The organism is Streptomyces gottesmaniae (genome assembly GCF_031845845.1).
In the GTDB taxonomy this organism is placed as follows: domain Bacteria; phylum Actinomycetota; class Actinomycetes; order Streptomycetales; family Streptomycetaceae; genus Streptomyces; species Streptomyces akebiae.
On sequence record NZ_JAVRFJ010000003.1, the window covers coordinates 52,363 to 68,634 of the forward strand.

Genomic DNA, 16,272 nt, shown 5'->3' on the forward strand with positions numbered 1-16,272 from the left:
ACCATGAAGCTCACCAAGAAGTCGCACGCCTGCGTCCGGCTGGAGAAGGACGGGCGCACGCTCGTCATCGACCCGGGCGGATTCAGCGAGGAGGACGCCGCGATCGGCGCGGACGCCGTGCTGGTCACCCACGAGCACCCCGACCACTTCGACGAGGGACGGCTGCGGGCGGCCCTGGACGGCAATCCGGGTGCCGAGATCTGGACCCTGCGCTCGGTCGCCGAGAAGATCTCCGCCGCCTTCCCGGGCCGGGTGCACACGGTCGGCCACGGCGACACCTTCACCGCCGCCGGCTTCGACGTGCAGGTCCACGGCGAACTGCACGCCGTGATCCACCCGGACATCCCGCGCATCACCAACGTCGGCTACCTCGTCGACGGCGGCCGCGTCTTCCACCCCGGCGACGCCCTCACCGTCCCCGACCACCCCGTCGAGACGCTGATGCTCCCCGTCATGGCCCCCTGGAGCAAGATCTCCGAGGTCATCGACTACGTCCGCGAGGTCGGGCCGCAGCGGGCGTACGACATCCACGACGCCCTCCTCACCGACCTCGCCCGCCCCATCTACGACCGCCAGATCGGCGCCCTGGGCGGCGCGGAACACCTGCGCCTGGCCCCCGGCACCTCGGCGGACGTCTGAGAACGGCCGCTCCCCGGGCGGGACCGGCGTTGTCAGACCCGCCCGGTAGGTTGTGGGGCATGCGCATCGCCACCTGGAACGTGAACTCGATCACCGCCCGCCTCCCGAGGCTCCTCGCCTGGCTGGAGAGCAGCGGCACGGACGTGCTCTGCCTCCAGGAGGCCAAGATCGCCGAGGCGGGCTTCCCGTTCGACGCCCTGCGCGAGGCGGGCTACGAGGCCGCCGTGCACGCGACGGGGCGGTGGAACGGCGTGGCGGTGATCTCCCGCGTCGGCATCGAGGACGTCGTCAAGGGACTGCCCGGCGATCCCGGCTACGACGGCTCCGTGGAGCCCCGCGCGATCTCCGCGACCTGCGGCCCGGTCCGCGTCTGGTCGGTGTACGTGCCGAACGGCCGCGAGGTCGACCACCCGCACTACGCGTACAAGCTCCAGTGGTTCGAGGCCCTCAAGGCCGCCGTCGCCGGTGACGCGGCGGGCAGCCGTCCCTTCGCCGTCATGGGCGACTACAACGTGGCACCGACGGACGACGACGTGTACGACGTCGCCGCCTTCGAGGGCCTCACCCATGTCACCCCCGCCGAGCGCGCCGCCCTGGCCTCGCTGCGCGAGGCGGGCCTCTCCGACGTCGTCCCCCGGCCCCTCAAGTACGAGCACCCGTTCACGTACTGGGACTACCGCCAGCTCTGCTTCCCGAAGAACCGGGGCATGCGCATCGACCTCGTCTACGGCAACGAGGCGTTCGCCAAGGCGGTCACCGACTCGTACGTGGACCGGGAGGAGCGCAAGGGCAAGGGCGCCTCGGACCACGCGCCCGTCGTGGTGGACCTGGAGGTCTAGGGGCGATGGTTCGACAGCCCCGCACAGGGCTGTCGAACCACCGCCGCCGCCACTGCGCCGCCCTCGCACCCCTGGGCTCCGTGAGCCGTCACAGCAGGCCGAGTTCCACCGAATCGGCGAGTGCCGCGAGCCCCGCCTCGTTCGGGTGCAGATGGTCCCCGGTGTCGTAGGCGGGGAGCAGCCGCGCCGGGTGGTCCGGGTCGCGCAGCACCTCGTCGAAGTCGAGGACCGCGTCGAACGCCTCGCCGCCCCGGATCCACTCGTTCACCGCGACCCGCTGGGCGTCGACGGCCGCCGTGCAGCGTGCCTCGCCCTCGCAGGGCGCCACGGTCGCCACGAGCACGCGCAGCCCCCGTGCGTGTGCCCGCGCCGCGATCTCCCGCAGCCCGGCGACGACCTCGCCCGCCGTGGCACCCCAGCGGACGTCGTTGACGCCCTGGAAGACGACCACGGTACGGGCGGAGGTCTGGGCGAGGACGTCCCGGTCGAGGCGGTGCAGGGCGCTCACGCCGCCGGTGTCGGTGGAGACACCGTCACCGGGGTAGCGGTCGGTGACCACCCGGTTGGCCGAGATCCCCTGATTGAGGACCCCGTAGCGCGGGACCTCGTCCTGGCTCAGCAGCCGCCGGGCCAGCGCGTCCGGCCACCGCCGGTTCGCGCCGACCGTCGTCGCCTCCCCGTCGGTGATCGAGTCCCCGAGGAGCACGACGGAGCCCGGCCCGCCGCCCACGTCCACGCCGGTCAGCAGCGGCCAGGACGAGATCGTGGAGGTGTACGCCGTGGCCGAGCCGTCCCTCGCGTGGTCCCCCGGCTCACTGACGTACGACGTCTGCCGGGCCAGCCGGTGCACGGGGGCGGCCGTCACCGTGCCGGGCAGGTGGAAGCTCACCAGCAGATCCGTGTCGGGCGGCACCTCGAAGCCCAGCGGATCACTGAACGCCTGCGCGCCGGCCGGGATGTCTGTCCCGGCCGCGCCCCGGAAGGACAGGGGCACCGGCGTGCTCCTGGCGGTCGCCCCGGTCGCCCGCAGCGCCACCGTCGCGCTCCCCACCCGTACCGGCGCCGAGGCGAAGGTGTTGTCGAGCCGGATCCGCACCCGGGGCCCGCCGGCCGAGGTGTGCACGACGAGCCGCAGGGTCCGGTCCGTCCAGGGGCCGAGGGCCGAGTAGCCGGAGGTGGAGGCGGCCCAACTGCCGGTCCACGCCGCCGAGTCCGGGCGCACCGACAGGGCGAACACATGGAGGTCCGGGTCGCGCGGCAGGGTCACCGAGGTGACCTCTCGGCCCCGGACGAGCGGCACGGTGACGACGTAGAGCCGCGCCTTCTCGGTGAGTTGGCCGTCGGGGGTGTTGACGTGGGGGAGGGCCACGGCCTTGGTGGCGAGCGGGCCGGTGCGCCAGTCCGGGGCGGTCAGCTCGTAGGGGGAGCGGGAGCCTCCCCGGTAGTGGATCACCCCGGTGCCCGCGGCGTCGGTGCCGCCCGTGGCGGCGACGAGGAAGGCGAGGGCGTCACCCCGGCCCCGTACGCGCACGGACTGGCCGGCGGCGCGTACGTTGTCGGGCTCGCCCGCCGCGCGGCGCGGCCAGGTCAGGCGGGCGCCCTGAACGGTCAGCGTGCGCCCGGGAGTCCATCCGGCGGCGGTCAGGTCGGCGGCGGAGAGGGAGCCGCCGGAACCGTCGAAGTCGGCCTCGGTGGGCCGCGCGTCGTCGCTGACGGCTCTGTTGTCGAAGAGGTGTTCCAATGGCGCCGGCTCGGCCGTGGGGCCGGCGGCTCGGGCGGTGGCGACGGGTGCGACCGCCGCCAGAAATGCCAGGACGACGGCCGTTCTCCAGACGCGTCGGCGCACGCGCGGTCCCTTCTGCTCGCTGAACACCACGAGGGCGACGATGCCGACGGGTGCGACACCGCTACAACGACGAGACGACAGATGTGTCATGACGCCAGAGGTGTCATGACGACGGATGCGCCATGAAGCTAAAGAGGTGTCGGAGGCCCGTCAATGAGGCCGGCGGGAACCACGGCCGAACTCCCGGCGAACAAGCGGTTTCCGCGCGCCTGTGGTGCGAAGGGTGAGGCGGATGACACGCTGAGCGCATGAACATCTCTTTCCTGGGCAACTGGCGCAAGAGGCGTGACCCCGCCTTCGGGGTCGCGGTGTTCACCGGCGGCGACGGTGACGACGACGGTCACGAGGGACTCGCCGAACTCCTCTCCGAATGCGAACTGCTGCGCGCGCAGGCCGCGCGGTCCGGCGTCGAACTCGACGACTCCGCCGCCTCGTTGGAGGCGATCGACCAGTTGGTCCCGCGCTGGCGCGACGACGAGGAGACCGTGGCCTGGCTCGGGAACGACGCGGGGCTCTACCTGGGCACGGTCGTCGTGCGGACCGTGCCGGGCGCCCGCTGGGAGATCTGGCCCAACGGCCAGCCCGTGGTGCGGCTGGACTCCGGCCGTGAGATCGACGTGGTCGAGGCCGGCCAGGCGTGGGCCGCCAGCGGTGCGCCGGAACTCTCCCAGCTCTACGCCGAGGTCGCCGAGCATTGAAGGCCCCGTGCGCGCTCCCTGACGCGGCCGATTCCCGACAATACGGCTAATCCCCGCGAGTGCGTGTCGCGGACGGAGGCCCCCTCCGTCCGGATAGTTTGCGGCACCTGCGACACCACACGGTCGAGGGCGAGTAGGGCGGGCTGGGCATGGCGGTCGATCCGCTGATCGAGATGCAGGACGTGAACAAGTACTTCGGCGAGCTGCATGTCCTCCAGGACATCGACCTCACCGTCGCCAAGGGGGAGGTGGTCGTCGTCATCGGCCCGTCGGGGTCGGGGAAATCGACACTGTGCCGGGCGATCAACCGGCTGGAGCCCATCCGCTCCGGCACGATCCGGATCGACGGGCAGCCGCTGCCGAGCGAGGGCAAGGCCCTCGCGGCGCTCCGCGCGGACGTCGGCATGGTCTTCCAGTCCTTCAACCTCTTCGCGCACAAGACGGTCCTGCAGAACGTGTCGCTCGGTCAGGTCAAGGTCCGCAAACGGAAGAAGGAGGCGGCCGACCGGCGCTCGCGCGAACTCCTGGACCGGGTCGGTCTCGCCGACCAGGCGTCGAAGTACCCGGCCCAGCTCTCCGGCGGCCAGCAGCAGCGGGTGGCCATCGCCCGCGCCCTCGCCATGGACCCCAAGGTCATGCTGTTCGACGAGCCGACATCGGCCCTGGACCCCGAGATGATCAACGAAGTCCTCGAAGTCATGCAGCAGTTGGCGCGCGAGGGCATGACCATGGTCGTCGTCACCCACGAGATGGGATTCGCCCGCTCGGCCGCCAATCGCGTCGTCTTCATGGCGGACGGCCGCATCGTCGAGGACCGCACTCCGGACGGCTTCTTCACCAGCCCGGAGAGCGACCGTGCCAAGGACTTTCTCTCCAAGATCCTCAAGCACTGACCACCGGCGCCGGACCGGCCGCGGGCCTCGACTACGATGAGCGGTTCATCCACTTGGGGTGAGCGAGGCCGTGGACGCCACCCCGGCCGAAAGAGGGACGCTGCTGCCGGGCGCGCAGCGGCCAGGGGCCAGGCCCGCCCGGCGGCAGCCGGAGATCACTGCTCGCGCAGCGGGATCGACACGTACGACGGGTCGTCCGGCGGCGAGGAGAAGGTCAGCTGCGCGCCGGTCGGGTTGTGCTCGATGTAGAGCGGGTCGACCGTGTCGACGACCAGGGCGAGACGGTGGCCCGCCGGAACGTCGTAGGCCGTGGAGAGCAACTCCAGGTCCACGCCGAACGGACGGCCGGGTGTCTCGCCGTGGAAGGTGTACGGCGCGTGGCTGACCAGCTTGCCGAGGCCGAGCGGACCCACGTCGTACAGGTACGCGACGAGGGTGCCGCTCTCCTTGGTGGCCGTCACCGTGGTGTGCAGCTTCGCGGTGCCGCGCACGGCCTGCGGCGTCGGGTACTTCTCCGACTGCCACACGGCCGCCCAGCGACGCGGCAGCAGCGGTATCGAGGCCACGGGCGGGAGTTGGGCCACCTGGTCCAGGATGCTGGAGAGGAAGACGACCCCGCCGTTCGCGCCCGAGTCGACGTTCGCGCGGATCGTGGTGCCGCTCGCCAGGGCGATCTTCTTCCGGGTGGCGGTGACCGACTTCCAGTCCGGGTAGCCCTCGAAGGCGCCGCCCGTACGGGACTTGAGCTGGACGGGCTGCTCACGGTCGATGCCGTTGGCGGTGCCCTTCAGGTAGCGGTCGAACCAGCGTCGGGTGTCCGTCCACACGTCGTTGGGGAGGCCGAACAGGCCGGTGAGTTCCGTGGTGGCGTGGTCGCCGGGGCGCAGCTCCAGCCGCTTGGGGCCGGTGAGCTTCTCGTAGAAGTCGGCGTACTGGTTGGGCGGGAAGATCGAGTCGCCCCAGGCGTTGGCGAGCATGACGGCCGTGCCGTGCGTGTTGAGCTGGTCCAGGTACGTCTCGGGGGAACGTTTCTTCCCCCAGGCGATCATCTCTTCCTCCTTCGTCAGGTCGGAGGCGTAGAAGTTCTTGAAGATCTGCTGGATCTCGGGTCCCTGGCGGCCGGTGACCCGCCCCGCGCCGTCCAGCAGGGCGGCCGCCTGGAGGTGCTGGGTGCGTCCGCCGTAGATGGAGTCGATCAGGTCCGCCCAGCCGCTCAGCGCGGCGACCGCCTTGACGCGCTTGTCCTGCGCGGCGGTGAGCAGACTGATGCCCGCCCCGTACGACAGCCCCGCCATGCCGATGTGCGCGGCGTCGGCCGGGGTGTTGGCGAGCGCCCAGTCGATCACCTTGGAGGCGTCGGCGGTGTCGGGTGGCCCCGCGACCTCTATGTATCCACCGGATTCCCAGAAGCCGCGCACGTTGTAACTGACCACGACGTAGCCCGAGTCGGCCAGCTTCCGGGCCTGGGCCAGATACTCGATCTGAGGCAGGCCCCAGCTCGTGGGCAGGACGAGGAGCGGGTAGGCGCGCGAGGTGTCGGCGGGTGCGACGACATTGGCCTTGAGGACGGTCCCGCCCTCGCCCTCGATGTCGACGAAACGGGTGGTGGGAGCCGCTGCGGAGCTGGACGCCGCCTGGGCGGCGGGGGCGAGGCCGAGGGCCGTGCCGGCGACCAGGGTGGCCGAGACGGCGCCCACGGCGCTCGTCCGCAGAGCCCTGGTCGTACGCGATGTGGTGACGTGCGGGTGTCTCACGGGTCGCTCCTCACTCGTGTAAGTGCAAAGTGACCCGACGGTAACCGGACACCCTTACCGGAAGTAACTCCTCGGTAAGTTACGTGACGGTAACGTTCGGCGGTGAACTATGAGGCGCGGTGCGAGATCTGGGCGGGGGCGGTCGGTGCCGGAGTCTGGGCCGCTCGGGTGACATCCGACACGAGCTCGACCACATCGGGGCCGTATGCCTGGGAGTTGACGACCTTCAGCAGGAGGACGAACGAACCGGTGCCGTACTTGCGGTGCAGGCGCTCGTGGTTGCGGGCCAGATAGCGCGTGGCGGCCTGGTTGGTGATCGCCCGCTGCCCGCAGAAGAGAAAGACGGGCCTGGCCTGGTCCGGCTGGCCGGTGGTGAGGCGGGCCAGGATCACGTGCTCGGTGACGCCGGGGTCCAGGCGGTAGCGCTCGCTGCCGATGTGCAGGGCCGCCCGGTCGGGGCCGGGTTCAGGGTCGAGGTTGAAATGGATGCCCGGCAGCATCGCCGTGATATGAGCGGCCATGCGCCGGTTGGAGCCGGGCCCGCCCACGCAGAACTCTGTCCGCTCGCCGAACCCCTGCTGGGCGGCGTCCTGGGTGATGATCTGGGCGTGCGCTCCACAGTCCTTGATCAACGCGGAGAGCTCCAGTAGCGCGAACACGTCGAAGCGGTGCACCGCCAGATTCGCGCTCGACGGATCACGGCTGACCACCAGCAGGGACTCGGAGTTGTCCGGCAGCCCGAAGAACGCCTGCTTGCGTCGGAGCTTCCGCCTCCACAGATACGTCCGGACGAACCACCCCAGCGAGGCACTGAGCCCCGCCGCGATCACGCCGAGGACGATATTGCGCACGTCGTCATTCATGGCCGCGCATGGTAGCGGGCGTCGTCGAACACTGCTCGAATCCATGTCCGGTTCGGGGCTCCGGAGCGCCTCCTGACGGGACCATGGCAACCGCGTTAGTCTGCGCGGACGGTCCTTGACTGGAGGTACGGATGCGTCTGCGTCGCCCTGTCGCGCGGAAACTGGCTGTACTGGCGGCGACGTCCGCCGTGGTGACGGTGGGGGCGGCCCCGCCGACCTCCGCCGCGACGGACACCGTCCCGAAGGTCCCGGTCGCCGTCGGCTACGGAGGCGCCGTGTCCAGTGTCGACCCGGACGCCTCCGCCGCCGGGATCGAGGTGCTCCGCAAGGGCGGCAACGCGGTGGACGCGGCGGTCGCCACGGCCGCCGCGCTCGGTGTCACCGAGCCCTACTCGGCGGGCATCGGCGGTGGCGGCTACTTCGTCTACTACGACGCCGGGTCCCGGTCCGTGCACACCATCGACGGCCGCGAGACGGCGCCCCTGAGCGCCGACGAGGACCTCTTCCTGGAGAACGGGCAGCCGATCCCGTTCGCGGAGGCCGTCACCAGCGGGCTGAGCGTCGGCACGCCCGGCACCCCGGCGACCTGGCAGACGGCACTGCGGAGTTGGGGCAGCAGGCCGCTCGGCACCCTGCTGAAGCCCGCCGAGAAGCTCGCCCGCGACGGCTTCACCGTCGACGCGACCTTCCGCTCCCAGACCGCCGCCAACGAGGCCCGGTTCCGCAACTTCCCCGCCACGGTCGACCTGTACCTCCCCGGCGGCCGGCTCCCGGTGGTCGGCTCGACCCTCAAGAACCCCGACCTGGCGCGCACCTACGCGGAGTTGGGCCGCAAGGGCGTCGGCGCCCTCTACCGGGGCGACCTCGCCCAAGATATCGTCGACACGGTCAACAAGCCGCCGGTGGACCCGAGTTCGGGCTACAACGCCCGCCCCGGCGACCTGACGACGGCCGACCTCGCCCAGTACCGCGCCAAGCGCCAGGCTCCCACCAGGACGTCGTACCGCGGTCTCGGCGTCTACGGGATGGCGCCCTCCTCCTCCGGCGGCACCACGGTCGCCGAGGCGCTCAACATCCTGGAGCGGACCGACCTCTCCCGGGCGAGCGACGTCCAGTACCTGCACCGCTACATCGAGGCCAGCCGGATCGCGTTCGCCGACCGGGGCCGCTGGGTCGGTGACCCCGCCTTCGAGGACGTACCGACCAAGGAACTGCTCTCGCAGCGGTTCGCCGACTCCCGTGAGTGCCTGATCAAGGACGACGCGGTCCTCACCAGCCCCGTCGCACCGGGCGATCCGCGCAACCCGACGCCCTGCGCGACCGGCGGTACGGCCGCGCCGACGACGTACGAGGGTGACAGCACGACCCATCTCACCGTCGCGGACAGGTGGGGCAACGTCGTCTCCTACACCCTCACCATCGAGCAGACCGGTGGCAGCGGCATCACCGTGCCGGGCCGGGGCTTCCTGCTCAACAACGAGCTGACGGACTTCTCCTTCACCCCGGCCAACCCGGCCGTGCACGACCCCAACCTGCCGGGGCCGGGCAAGCGGCCGCGCTCGTCGATGTCGCCGACGATCGTGCTCGACAAGCACGGCAAGCCCGTGGTGGCGCTCGGCTCACCCGGCGGCGCGACCATCATCACGACCGTGCTGCAGACCCTGACCGGCTTCCTCGACCGGGGTATGCCGCTGGTCGACGCGATCGCCGCGCCGCGCGCCAGTCAGCGCAATCAGACCACCACCGAACTCGAACCGGGCCTGTGGAACAGCCCGTTGAAGGCCCAACTCGAAGCCATCGGACACGGCTTCCGGCAGAACCCGGAGATCGGCGCGGCCACGGCCGTCCAGCGTCTGTCGAACGGCACGTGGCTGGCCGCCGCGGAGACCGTACGACGCGGGGGCGGCGCGGCGATGGTCGTGCACCCCGTCAGGTAGTGCCCTCGGAGGCGGGCGGTGGCGTCGTACGGAACGCCAGCCGCCCGTCCTCCACCTCCGCCGCCACCCGGCTGCCGGACGGCAGTCGCCCGTCGAGCAGCAGCCGGGACAGGGGGTTGTCGACCTCCCGCTGGATCGTGCGGCGCAACGGCCGGGCGCCGTACTCGGGTTGGTGGCCGTGACGGGCGAGATGGTCGACGGCCTCCTCGTCGAACTCGATCCGGATGCCCCGCGCGTGCAGCCGCAGCCGCGTCCCCTCCAGCAACAGGTCGGTGATCCGGCGCAGTTGGTCGTCGTCGAGCCGGCGGAAGACGACGATCTCGTCGATGCGGTTGAGGAACTCGGGCCGGAAGTGCTCCCTGAGCGGCCGCAGGATCCGCTCCCGGCGGTCCTCCTCGTCCGCCTCCGCGCCGCCCGCCGAGAAGCCCAGCCCCGACCCACCCCGGCCGATGGCCTCCGAGCCCAGGTTGCTCGTCATGACGATCACGGCGTTGGTGAAGTCGACCGTGCGGCCCTGGGCGTCGGTGAGCCGGCCGTCGTCGAGGACCTGGAGCAGCAGGTTGAAGACGTCCGGGTGGGCCTTCTCCACCTCGTCCAGCAACAACAGCGAGTACGGATGGCGTCGTACGGTCTCGGTCAGCTGGCCGGCCTCCTCGTGGCCGACGTAACCGGGCGGGGCCCCGACCAGCCGGCTGACCGTGTGCCGTTCCTGGTACTCGCTCATGTCGAGCCGCACCATACGGTCCTCGCTGCCGAAGAGGGCCTCCGCCAGAGCCCGGGCCAGCTCGGTCTTGCCGACGCCGGTCGGGCCCAGGAACAGGAAGCTCCCGATCGGCCGTTCGGGACTGGCGAGCCCGGCGCGTGAACGCAGCACGGCGTCCGCCACCACGTTCACCGCCTCGTCCTGCCCGACGACCCGCCCACGCAGCCGCTCCGCGAGCCCCAGCAGCCGTTCCCGTTCCTCCTGGGTGAGGCTGCTGACAGGGATGCCGGTCTGGCGGGAGACGACCTCGGCGATGTCCTCGGGACCGATCTCCAGGCTCTGCCCGTCGTCGGCCCGCGCCCGATCGCGCCCCGCGTCGATCCGCTCCCGCAACTCCCCGATGCGGTCCCGCAGCCGCGTCGCCTGCTCGTACCGCTCACCCGTGACCGCCTGGTCCTTGTCCCGGGTCAACTGCTCGATCTCCCGCTCCAACGCCCGTACGTCCGTGCCCTTCGTCCGGGCCCGCAGCCGGACCCGGGCCCCGGCCTGGTCCATCAGGTCGATGGCCTTGTCGGGCAACCGGCGGTCGGTGAGATAGCGGTTGGACAGCTCCACGGCGGCCGCCAGTGCCTCGTCCGTGTAGCGGACCTGGTGGTGGGCCTCGTAGCGGTCGCGCAGCCCGCGCAGGATCTCCAGGGCGTCGTCGCTGTCCGGTTCGGGGACCAGCACCGGCTGGAACCGGCGGGCCAGCGCCGCGTCCCTCTCGATCCGCCGGTACTCCTCCAGCGTCGTGGCCCCGACGATGTTCAGCTCGCCGCGCGCCAGGGCCGGCTTGAGGATGTTGCCGGCGTCCATCGTGCTGCCCTCGCCCGAGCCGGCGCCCACGACGGTGTGCAACTCGTCGATGAAGACGACCAGTTCGGCGGAGTGCGCGCGGATCTCGTCGACGATGTTGGTGAGCCGCTCCTCGAAGTCGCCCCGGTAACGGGTCCCGGCGACCACGCCGGACAGATCCAGGGCGACCACCCGGCGCCCGGCCAGCACATCGGGCACGTCCCCCTCGGCGACGCGCTGGGCCAGGCCCTCCACGATCGCGGTCTTGCCGACGCCCGCCTCACCGATCAGCACCGGGTTGTTCTTGCCGCGCCGGGACAGCACCTCGACGGTCTGCTCGATCTCGGCCTCCCGCCCGATGACCGGGTCGATACGGCCCTGGAGGGCGAGGTCGGTCAGGTCGCGGCCGTACTTGTCGAGCGTCGGGGTGGCGGTGGCGGAGCGGCGCGGCAGGTCGGAGCGCGGGAACCCGGACAGGGGGATCCCCACGGGCGGGGTCGGTGCCGACGGGTCCGCCGCGTCCGGGGGCAGCGCGCCGGCCGACAGGCGCGCGGCGCCGAGGATGTGTCCGGCGGCCGAGTCCGGGTTGGCGGCGAGGGCGCTGAGGACGTGTTCGGGGCCGATGTGGCCGGAGCCGGTGACCCGGGCCAGCTCGTGCGCGTCCAACAGCGCACGCTTGACCGCCGGGGTCAGCGCGAGCGACGCGGGCGCCGGGCCCTGGCCGGGTTTGTGCCGCTCCGGACCCGACCGCTCGTCGATCGCGCCGGCCAGCGCGTCGGGATCGGCGCCCGCGCGGGCCACCAGACTCCGGGTCGGCTCGGCGGTCAGCGCGGCGCGCAGCAGATGCTGGGTGTCCAGGTCGGTGCTGCCGTGCCGTGCCGCGTACGCCGCCGCGTCGGCCACCAACTGGCGGGCCTGGCCGCTCATCAGCCGGCCGATCTCGATCCGCTGCGGGCGCGGGCCGCCGAAGAATCGGGCGAAGAACTCAGTGAAGGGGTCCGGACCGTAGCCCTCCGGCCCCGGGAATCCGCTGTTCATTCGCCCCCGGGTTCCCGTGTGTCGGGGGGCTACACCGGGGGTCGGTGGGGGTTTCGGTTCGCGTCCTCAGGCATCGGGCCCCGTGCTTCTCAGGGGCGCGGGGACCTGCGCGAGCAACCCCCACCCACCCGCGGCCGGACAACCGACGGCAGCTCAGCGGTGTTCGAAGGGCACCCTCACCGCGCGGTCAGCACACGCGGCCCCGCCTCCGTGATGGCCACCGTGTGCTCCACGTGCGCCGCCCGGGACCCGTCGTTCGTGCACAGCGTCCAGCCGTCCGGAGCCGCGTGGTACCCGTCCGTGCCCCCGCCGATCAGCATCGGTTCGATCGCCAGGACCATCCCGTGCCGCAGCTTCATCCCTCGCCCGGGGCGCCCCTCGTTCGGGACCCCCGGGTCCTCGTGCATCTTGCGCCCGATGCCGTGCCCGCCGAACCCGTCGGGGATGCCGTATCCGGCGGCCCGGCACACGGTGCCGATCGCGTGTGCGATGTCGCCGATGCGGTTGCCCACGACGGCCGCCTCGATGCCCGCCGCGAGGGCGCGTTCGGCTGTCTCGACGAGCCGGAGGTCGGCCGCGCGCGGCGCTCCCACCACGAAGCTGATCGCCGAGTCCCCGGCCCAGCCGCCCAGCTGTGCGCCGAAGTCGAGGGACACGAGGTCCCCGTCGCGCAGCCGGTACGACGTGGGGATGCCGTGCACGATCGCGTCGTTCACGGAGGCGCAGAGCACCGCGGGGAAGGGCGTGGGCGCGAACGAGGGGTGGTAGCCCAGGAAGGGTGAGGTGGCACCGGCCTTCCGGAGCACCTCGTGGGCCAGCTCGTCCAGTTCGAGCAGCGAGACCCCCACGTCGGCGGCGTCCCGCACGGCCGTGAGCGCCTGGCCCACGACCTGCCCGGCCTCGTACATCGCGTCGATCGACTCATCCGTCTTCAGTTCCACCATGCCAATTACTATACCGCTGGACGTCCAATTCTAATACCGGTCCATCGGCGAGGATCGGTATTAGAATGGGGCCATGGTGCGCACCCCTCTGACCCCCGAAGAGCGCGAACGCGGCGAGCGGCTCGGCCGGTTGCTGCGTGACGCCCGTGGCGGCCGCAGTATGGCGGAGATCGCCGCCGGCGCGGGCATCTCCGCGGAGACCCTCCGGAAGATCGAGACCGGCCGGGCCCCCACCCCCGCCTTCTTCACGGTCGCCGCCCTCGCCCGCACGCTGGGCCTGTCGATGGACGACCTCGTGACGCGGTGCGGACCGGCCGTCGTGGTGCCGACGGCGGCGGTGGCGTGAGGCGGGCCGCCGCCCTGGCCGAAGTCGTTCGCCGCCCTGGCTCGAACCGCTCACGCACAGCCGCCGGGTCGGCGCACACAGCACACTGCGTCCGCTCTGAAAACTTCACGTAGCCCTTCCGTAACACAACTGGTGTTTTCTTTCGGACCGGACCACTCCAGTCTGCCGGGGAGTATGCGATGGCTGTGGATCAACTCCCGGGTCAGGTTCGGGAGTTCGCGGGATACCTGAACAAGCTGATGTCCAAGCTCGACCAGGGCGCCGGTTGGTGCGCCGTCTTCTGGCAGCGTGATCCCGAGGGCATGCGCGCCTGCCTGGACGGTCTGGAGGTGCCGCCCTGGGACGTCGTGGAAGCGCTCATGCACGACCTCGACACCGCGTACGGACCCGCCGCCGCGGCCCAGGAGACCGAGCGGGCCCGCGCACTGCACCGCGCCTCGCTCGCCGCGTACGACTCCCGGCCCGGTGGCCGCGAGGCCCTCGGCGACCGGCTCGACGTCATGCTCCGCGAACAACGCTACGCCGCCGACCGCACCGCCGAACTGACCCGCAGGCTCCAGGCCGCCGGCACCCGGGAAGAGGCCGACTCCCTCCGTCTGGACCTGGCCTGGGCCCACGACGACCACGAACGCGCCACCGCCCGCTGCACGGAACTGCGCACCCGCATCGAGGACGCCGACCGACGCGCCCCGCACGACCCCGTGCGGGGCGCGTCGCGCGTCGCGGGGAACACCGCCGTCGACGGCCGGATGAACGACGGCCGGATGAACGACGGCCGGATCCCGGACGCCTGGACCTCCGACGGCAGCGCTCCCGACGGCCGTGCCTCGGAGGGCCGTGGACCCGAGAGGACGTCCCCGCGCGACGCCCGGCGCGACAGCTCCGCGGGCGCCTTCCCGGCACCCGGCGAACCCGAGCGAGCCCCCGTCGCGCCCGCGCCGACCTGGGACGGCCATCCCGGCACCACCGGTGGGGGAGTCGACGACCGTCGCCCCGCAGCGCCATCCACCTCGACCTCAACCTCCGCTCCCACGCCCACCCTCGAAGCCGACGCCCGGGACCAGGCCCCGGAGACCGCCGCCCCCGCCCCCGCACCGACCAAACAGCGCGGCAAGCGCCGCCCCCGAGGCGGTGCCCGTTTCGCCGGGGCGGCGCAGACCGAGGAGGCTCCCTCCGTGGCCGTGCCCAAGGCCGTGCCGAGTGGGGGCCGCAAGGGGCGTGCTCCCCGGGGCGCCCGGTACGCCGGGGTCGCGGAGCCGGCCGAGGCGGTGGCGCCGAAGCAGCCGCAGGCGCGGCAGGCGCTGGACGACGAGGCGCGGCGGGAGATCGCCGGGGCCGTGGAACGGCTGGTGCGGCTGCGCCAGGAGAGCCGCAGTGGGGAGGCGCACGCCCTCCTCGTGGAGGTCGCGCACTGGCCCGCCGCTCGTTTCCCGTTGCTCGCGGCCGAGTTGCACCGCGCCGGGCTGGGCGCCGACTGGGCGACCCTGCTGTGGGAGGCCGGCTCGTTGCCCGCCGACCGGCTGGTCGCGGTCGCGGACGCCCTGAACGCGGTCGGTCGCGCCGCGGACGGGGAGCAGATGCTGCGGCAGGGAGTCACGCGGCCCGCCGAGGAGATCGGCGAGGCGGTGCTCGGGCTGGTCGCGGAGGGGCGTGAACGGGAGGCGCGTGCGCTGCTCGACGTCTATGTGCGCGTACGTACGCCGGAGGAGGCGGCACGCAGCGCGGAGGCCGATCCCCGGCGGCTCGCGCCCCTGGTCCTGGCGACGGCGCGCGGTGTCTCGGAGGAACGCCACCGAGACGTGGCACACGCCCTGCGCGTCCAGGGCATCACCTGACTCCGCCCGGCACCCCCGGCCCCACCCGCCCCGCCCGGAGGCAGCCCGGCCGTGCGGTCGGCGGTACGACCGGTTCGATGAGCGAAACGCAGGCGTAATCGCCCACTGGAGTGCGAAACGTGATCGACTCGGCCGGTTGACGACGATGGTCTTGCCCAGCCCGTCGACGGGGCTTAGTTTCAAGCCTCTACGGCCTGCGTCTACGGGCGTAGAGGCTCTCTGACGTCCCTGTCGAAGGAGCAGCTGACATGGCCAACGTCGTACGCGCCGCCCTGGTCCAGGCGACCTGGACCGGTGACACCGCGTCCATGGTCGACAAGCACATCGAGCACGCCCGCGAGGCGGCCAGGCAGGGCGCGAAGGTGATCGGCTTCCAGGAAGTCTTCAACGCGCCCTACTTCTGCCAGGTCCAGGAACCGGAGCACTACGCCTGGGCGGAACCCGTGCCCGACGGCCCCACCGTCACGCGCATGCGGGAGGTCGCCCGCGAGACCGGCATGGTGATCGTCGTCCCGGTCTTCGAGGTCGAGCAGTCCGGGTTCTACTACAACACCGCGGCGGTCATCGACGCCGACGGCACCTACCTCGGCAAGTACCGCAAACACCACATCCCCCAGGTCAAGGGGTTCTGGGAGAAGTACTACTTCAAGCCCGGGAACCTCGGCTGGCCGGTCTTCGAGACGGCCGTCGGCAAGGTCGGCGTCTACATCTGCTATGACCGCCACTTCCCGGAGGGCTGGCGCCAGCTCGGGCTGAACGGCGCCCAGCTCGTCTACAACCCGTCCGCCACCCACCGCGGTCTCTCCGCGCACCTCTGGCAGCTGGAGCAGCCGGCGGCGGCCGTGGCCAACGAGTACTTCGTCGCCGCGATCAACCGGGTCGGGCGCGAGGAGTACGGGGACAACGACTTCTACGGCACCTCCTACTTCGTGGACCCGCGCGGCAAGTTCGTGGGCGAGGTCGCGAGCGACCAGGGCGAGGAACTCGTCGTCCGGGACCTCGACTTCGACCTCATCGAGGACGTACGACAGCAGTGGGCGTTCTACCGGGACCGCCGGCCCGACGCGTACGAAGGACTCGTACAGCCCTGACGTGGGCACGTA

General features: G+C 71.9%; 13 protein-coding genes. 8 read left to right on the top strand and 5 right to left on the bottom strand.

The window, feature by feature from the left end; translation table 11 throughout:
• Window positions 1–3 precede the first annotated feature (3 nt).
• Both RM704_RS04450 and RM704_RS04455 read left to right on the top strand, forming a co-directional pair.
• Entirely contained in the window at window positions 4–639 is a 636-nt protein-coding gene (locus tag RM704_RS04450) for an MBL fold metallo-hydrolase (RefSeq protein WP_033530026.1), read from the top strand.
• A gap of 59 nt (window positions 640–698) precedes the next feature.
• Window positions 699–1,478 carry an exodeoxyribonuclease III gene (locus tag RM704_RS04455; protein WP_033529863.1) on the top strand — a complete coding sequence of 260 codons (780 nt, stop codon included), beginning with the start codon at window positions 699–701 and terminating at the stop codon, window positions 1,476–1,478.
• Window positions 1,479–1,566: 88 nt separating this feature from the next.
• Here the strand turns inward: RM704_RS04455 and RM704_RS04460 are convergent, their stop codons facing one another.
• On the bottom strand, window positions 1,567–3,414 hold the full coding sequence (locus tag RM704_RS04460) for an SGNH/GDSL hydrolase family protein (RefSeq protein ID WP_078937283.1): 1,848 nt from the start codon (window positions 3,412–3,414) through the stop codon (window positions 1,567–1,569).
• A 158-nt stretch (window positions 3,415–3,572) separates the two neighbouring features.
• Between RM704_RS04460 and RM704_RS04465 the strand changes: the two genes are divergently transcribed.
• Complete coding sequence (locus tag RM704_RS04465; protein ID WP_033529862.1) at window positions 3,573–4,022, top strand: DUF6278 family protein; 450 nt, start codon at window positions 3,573–3,575, stop codon at window positions 4,020–4,022.
• Window positions 4,023–4,171: 149 nt separating this feature from the next.
• The gene (locus RM704_RS04470) at window positions 4,172–4,915 is read left to right on the top strand and encodes an amino acid ABC transporter ATP-binding protein (RefSeq protein ID WP_033529861.1); all 744 of its coding nucleotides are present in this window, start codon (window positions 4,172–4,174) and stop codon (window positions 4,913–4,915) included.
• A gap of 155 nt (window positions 4,916–5,070) precedes the next feature.
• On the opposite strand, the gene RM704_RS04475 is transcribed toward RM704_RS04470, so the two are convergent.
• Window positions 5,071–6,669, bottom strand: a complete 1,599-nt coding sequence (locus RM704_RS04475; protein WP_052146264.1) for a CocE/NonD family hydrolase — start codon at window positions 6,667–6,669, stop codon at window positions 5,071–5,073.
• Window positions 6,670–6,776: 107 nt separating this feature from the next.
• Window positions 6,777–7,532, bottom strand: coding sequence for a hypothetical protein (locus tag RM704_RS04480; RefSeq protein ID WP_033529860.1), 756 nt, complete (start codon window positions 7,530–7,532; stop codon window positions 6,777–6,779).
• A 131-nt stretch (window positions 7,533–7,663) separates the two neighbouring features.
• On the opposite strand from RM704_RS04480, the gene ggt reads away from it, so the two are divergent.
• Window positions 7,664–9,469, top strand: coding sequence for a gamma-glutamyltransferase (gene ggt, locus RM704_RS04485; RefSeq protein WP_033529859.1), 1,806 nt, complete (start codon window positions 7,664–7,666; stop codon window positions 9,467–9,469).
• On the opposite strand, the gene RM704_RS04490 is transcribed toward ggt, so the two are convergent.
• Both RM704_RS04490 and map read right to left on the bottom strand, forming a co-directional pair.
• The gene (locus RM704_RS04490) at window positions 9,462–12,044 is read right to left on the bottom strand and encodes an ATP-dependent Clp protease ATP-binding subunit (RefSeq protein WP_033529858.1); all 2,583 of its coding nucleotides are present in this window, start codon (window positions 12,042–12,044) and stop codon (window positions 9,462–9,464) included. The two genes, ggt and RM704_RS04490, sit on opposite strands and share 8 nt — an antisense overlap.
• A gap of 176 nt (window positions 12,045–12,220) precedes the next feature.
• Window positions 12,221–12,988 (bottom strand): type I methionyl aminopeptidase, encoded by a 768-nt coding sequence (map, locus tag RM704_RS04495; RefSeq protein WP_033529857.1) that lies wholly within the window; start codon window positions 12,986–12,988, stop codon window positions 12,221–12,223.
• Window positions 12,989–13,061: 73 nt separating this feature from the next.
• Between map and RM704_RS04500 the strand changes: the two genes are divergently transcribed.
• The 3 genes from RM704_RS04500 (at window position 13,062) to RM704_RS04510 (ending at window position 16,260) form a co-directional block, all read left to right on the top strand.
• Window positions 13,062–13,334, top strand: coding sequence for a helix-turn-helix domain-containing protein (locus RM704_RS04500; protein WP_033529856.1), 273 nt, complete (start codon window positions 13,062–13,064; stop codon window positions 13,332–13,334).
• A 179-nt stretch (window positions 13,335–13,513) separates the two neighbouring features.
• On the top strand, window positions 13,514–15,169 hold the full coding sequence (locus tag RM704_RS04505) for a hypothetical protein (RefSeq protein ID WP_033529855.1): 1,656 nt from the start codon (window positions 13,514–13,516) through the stop codon (window positions 15,167–15,169).
• Between the two features lie 248 nt (window positions 15,170–15,417).
• Window positions 15,418–16,260 (top strand): nitrilase-related carbon-nitrogen hydrolase, encoded by an 843-nt coding sequence (locus tag RM704_RS04510; protein ID WP_033529854.1) that lies wholly within the window; start codon window positions 15,418–15,420, stop codon window positions 16,258–16,260.
• Window positions 16,261–16,272 lie beyond the last annotated feature (12 nt).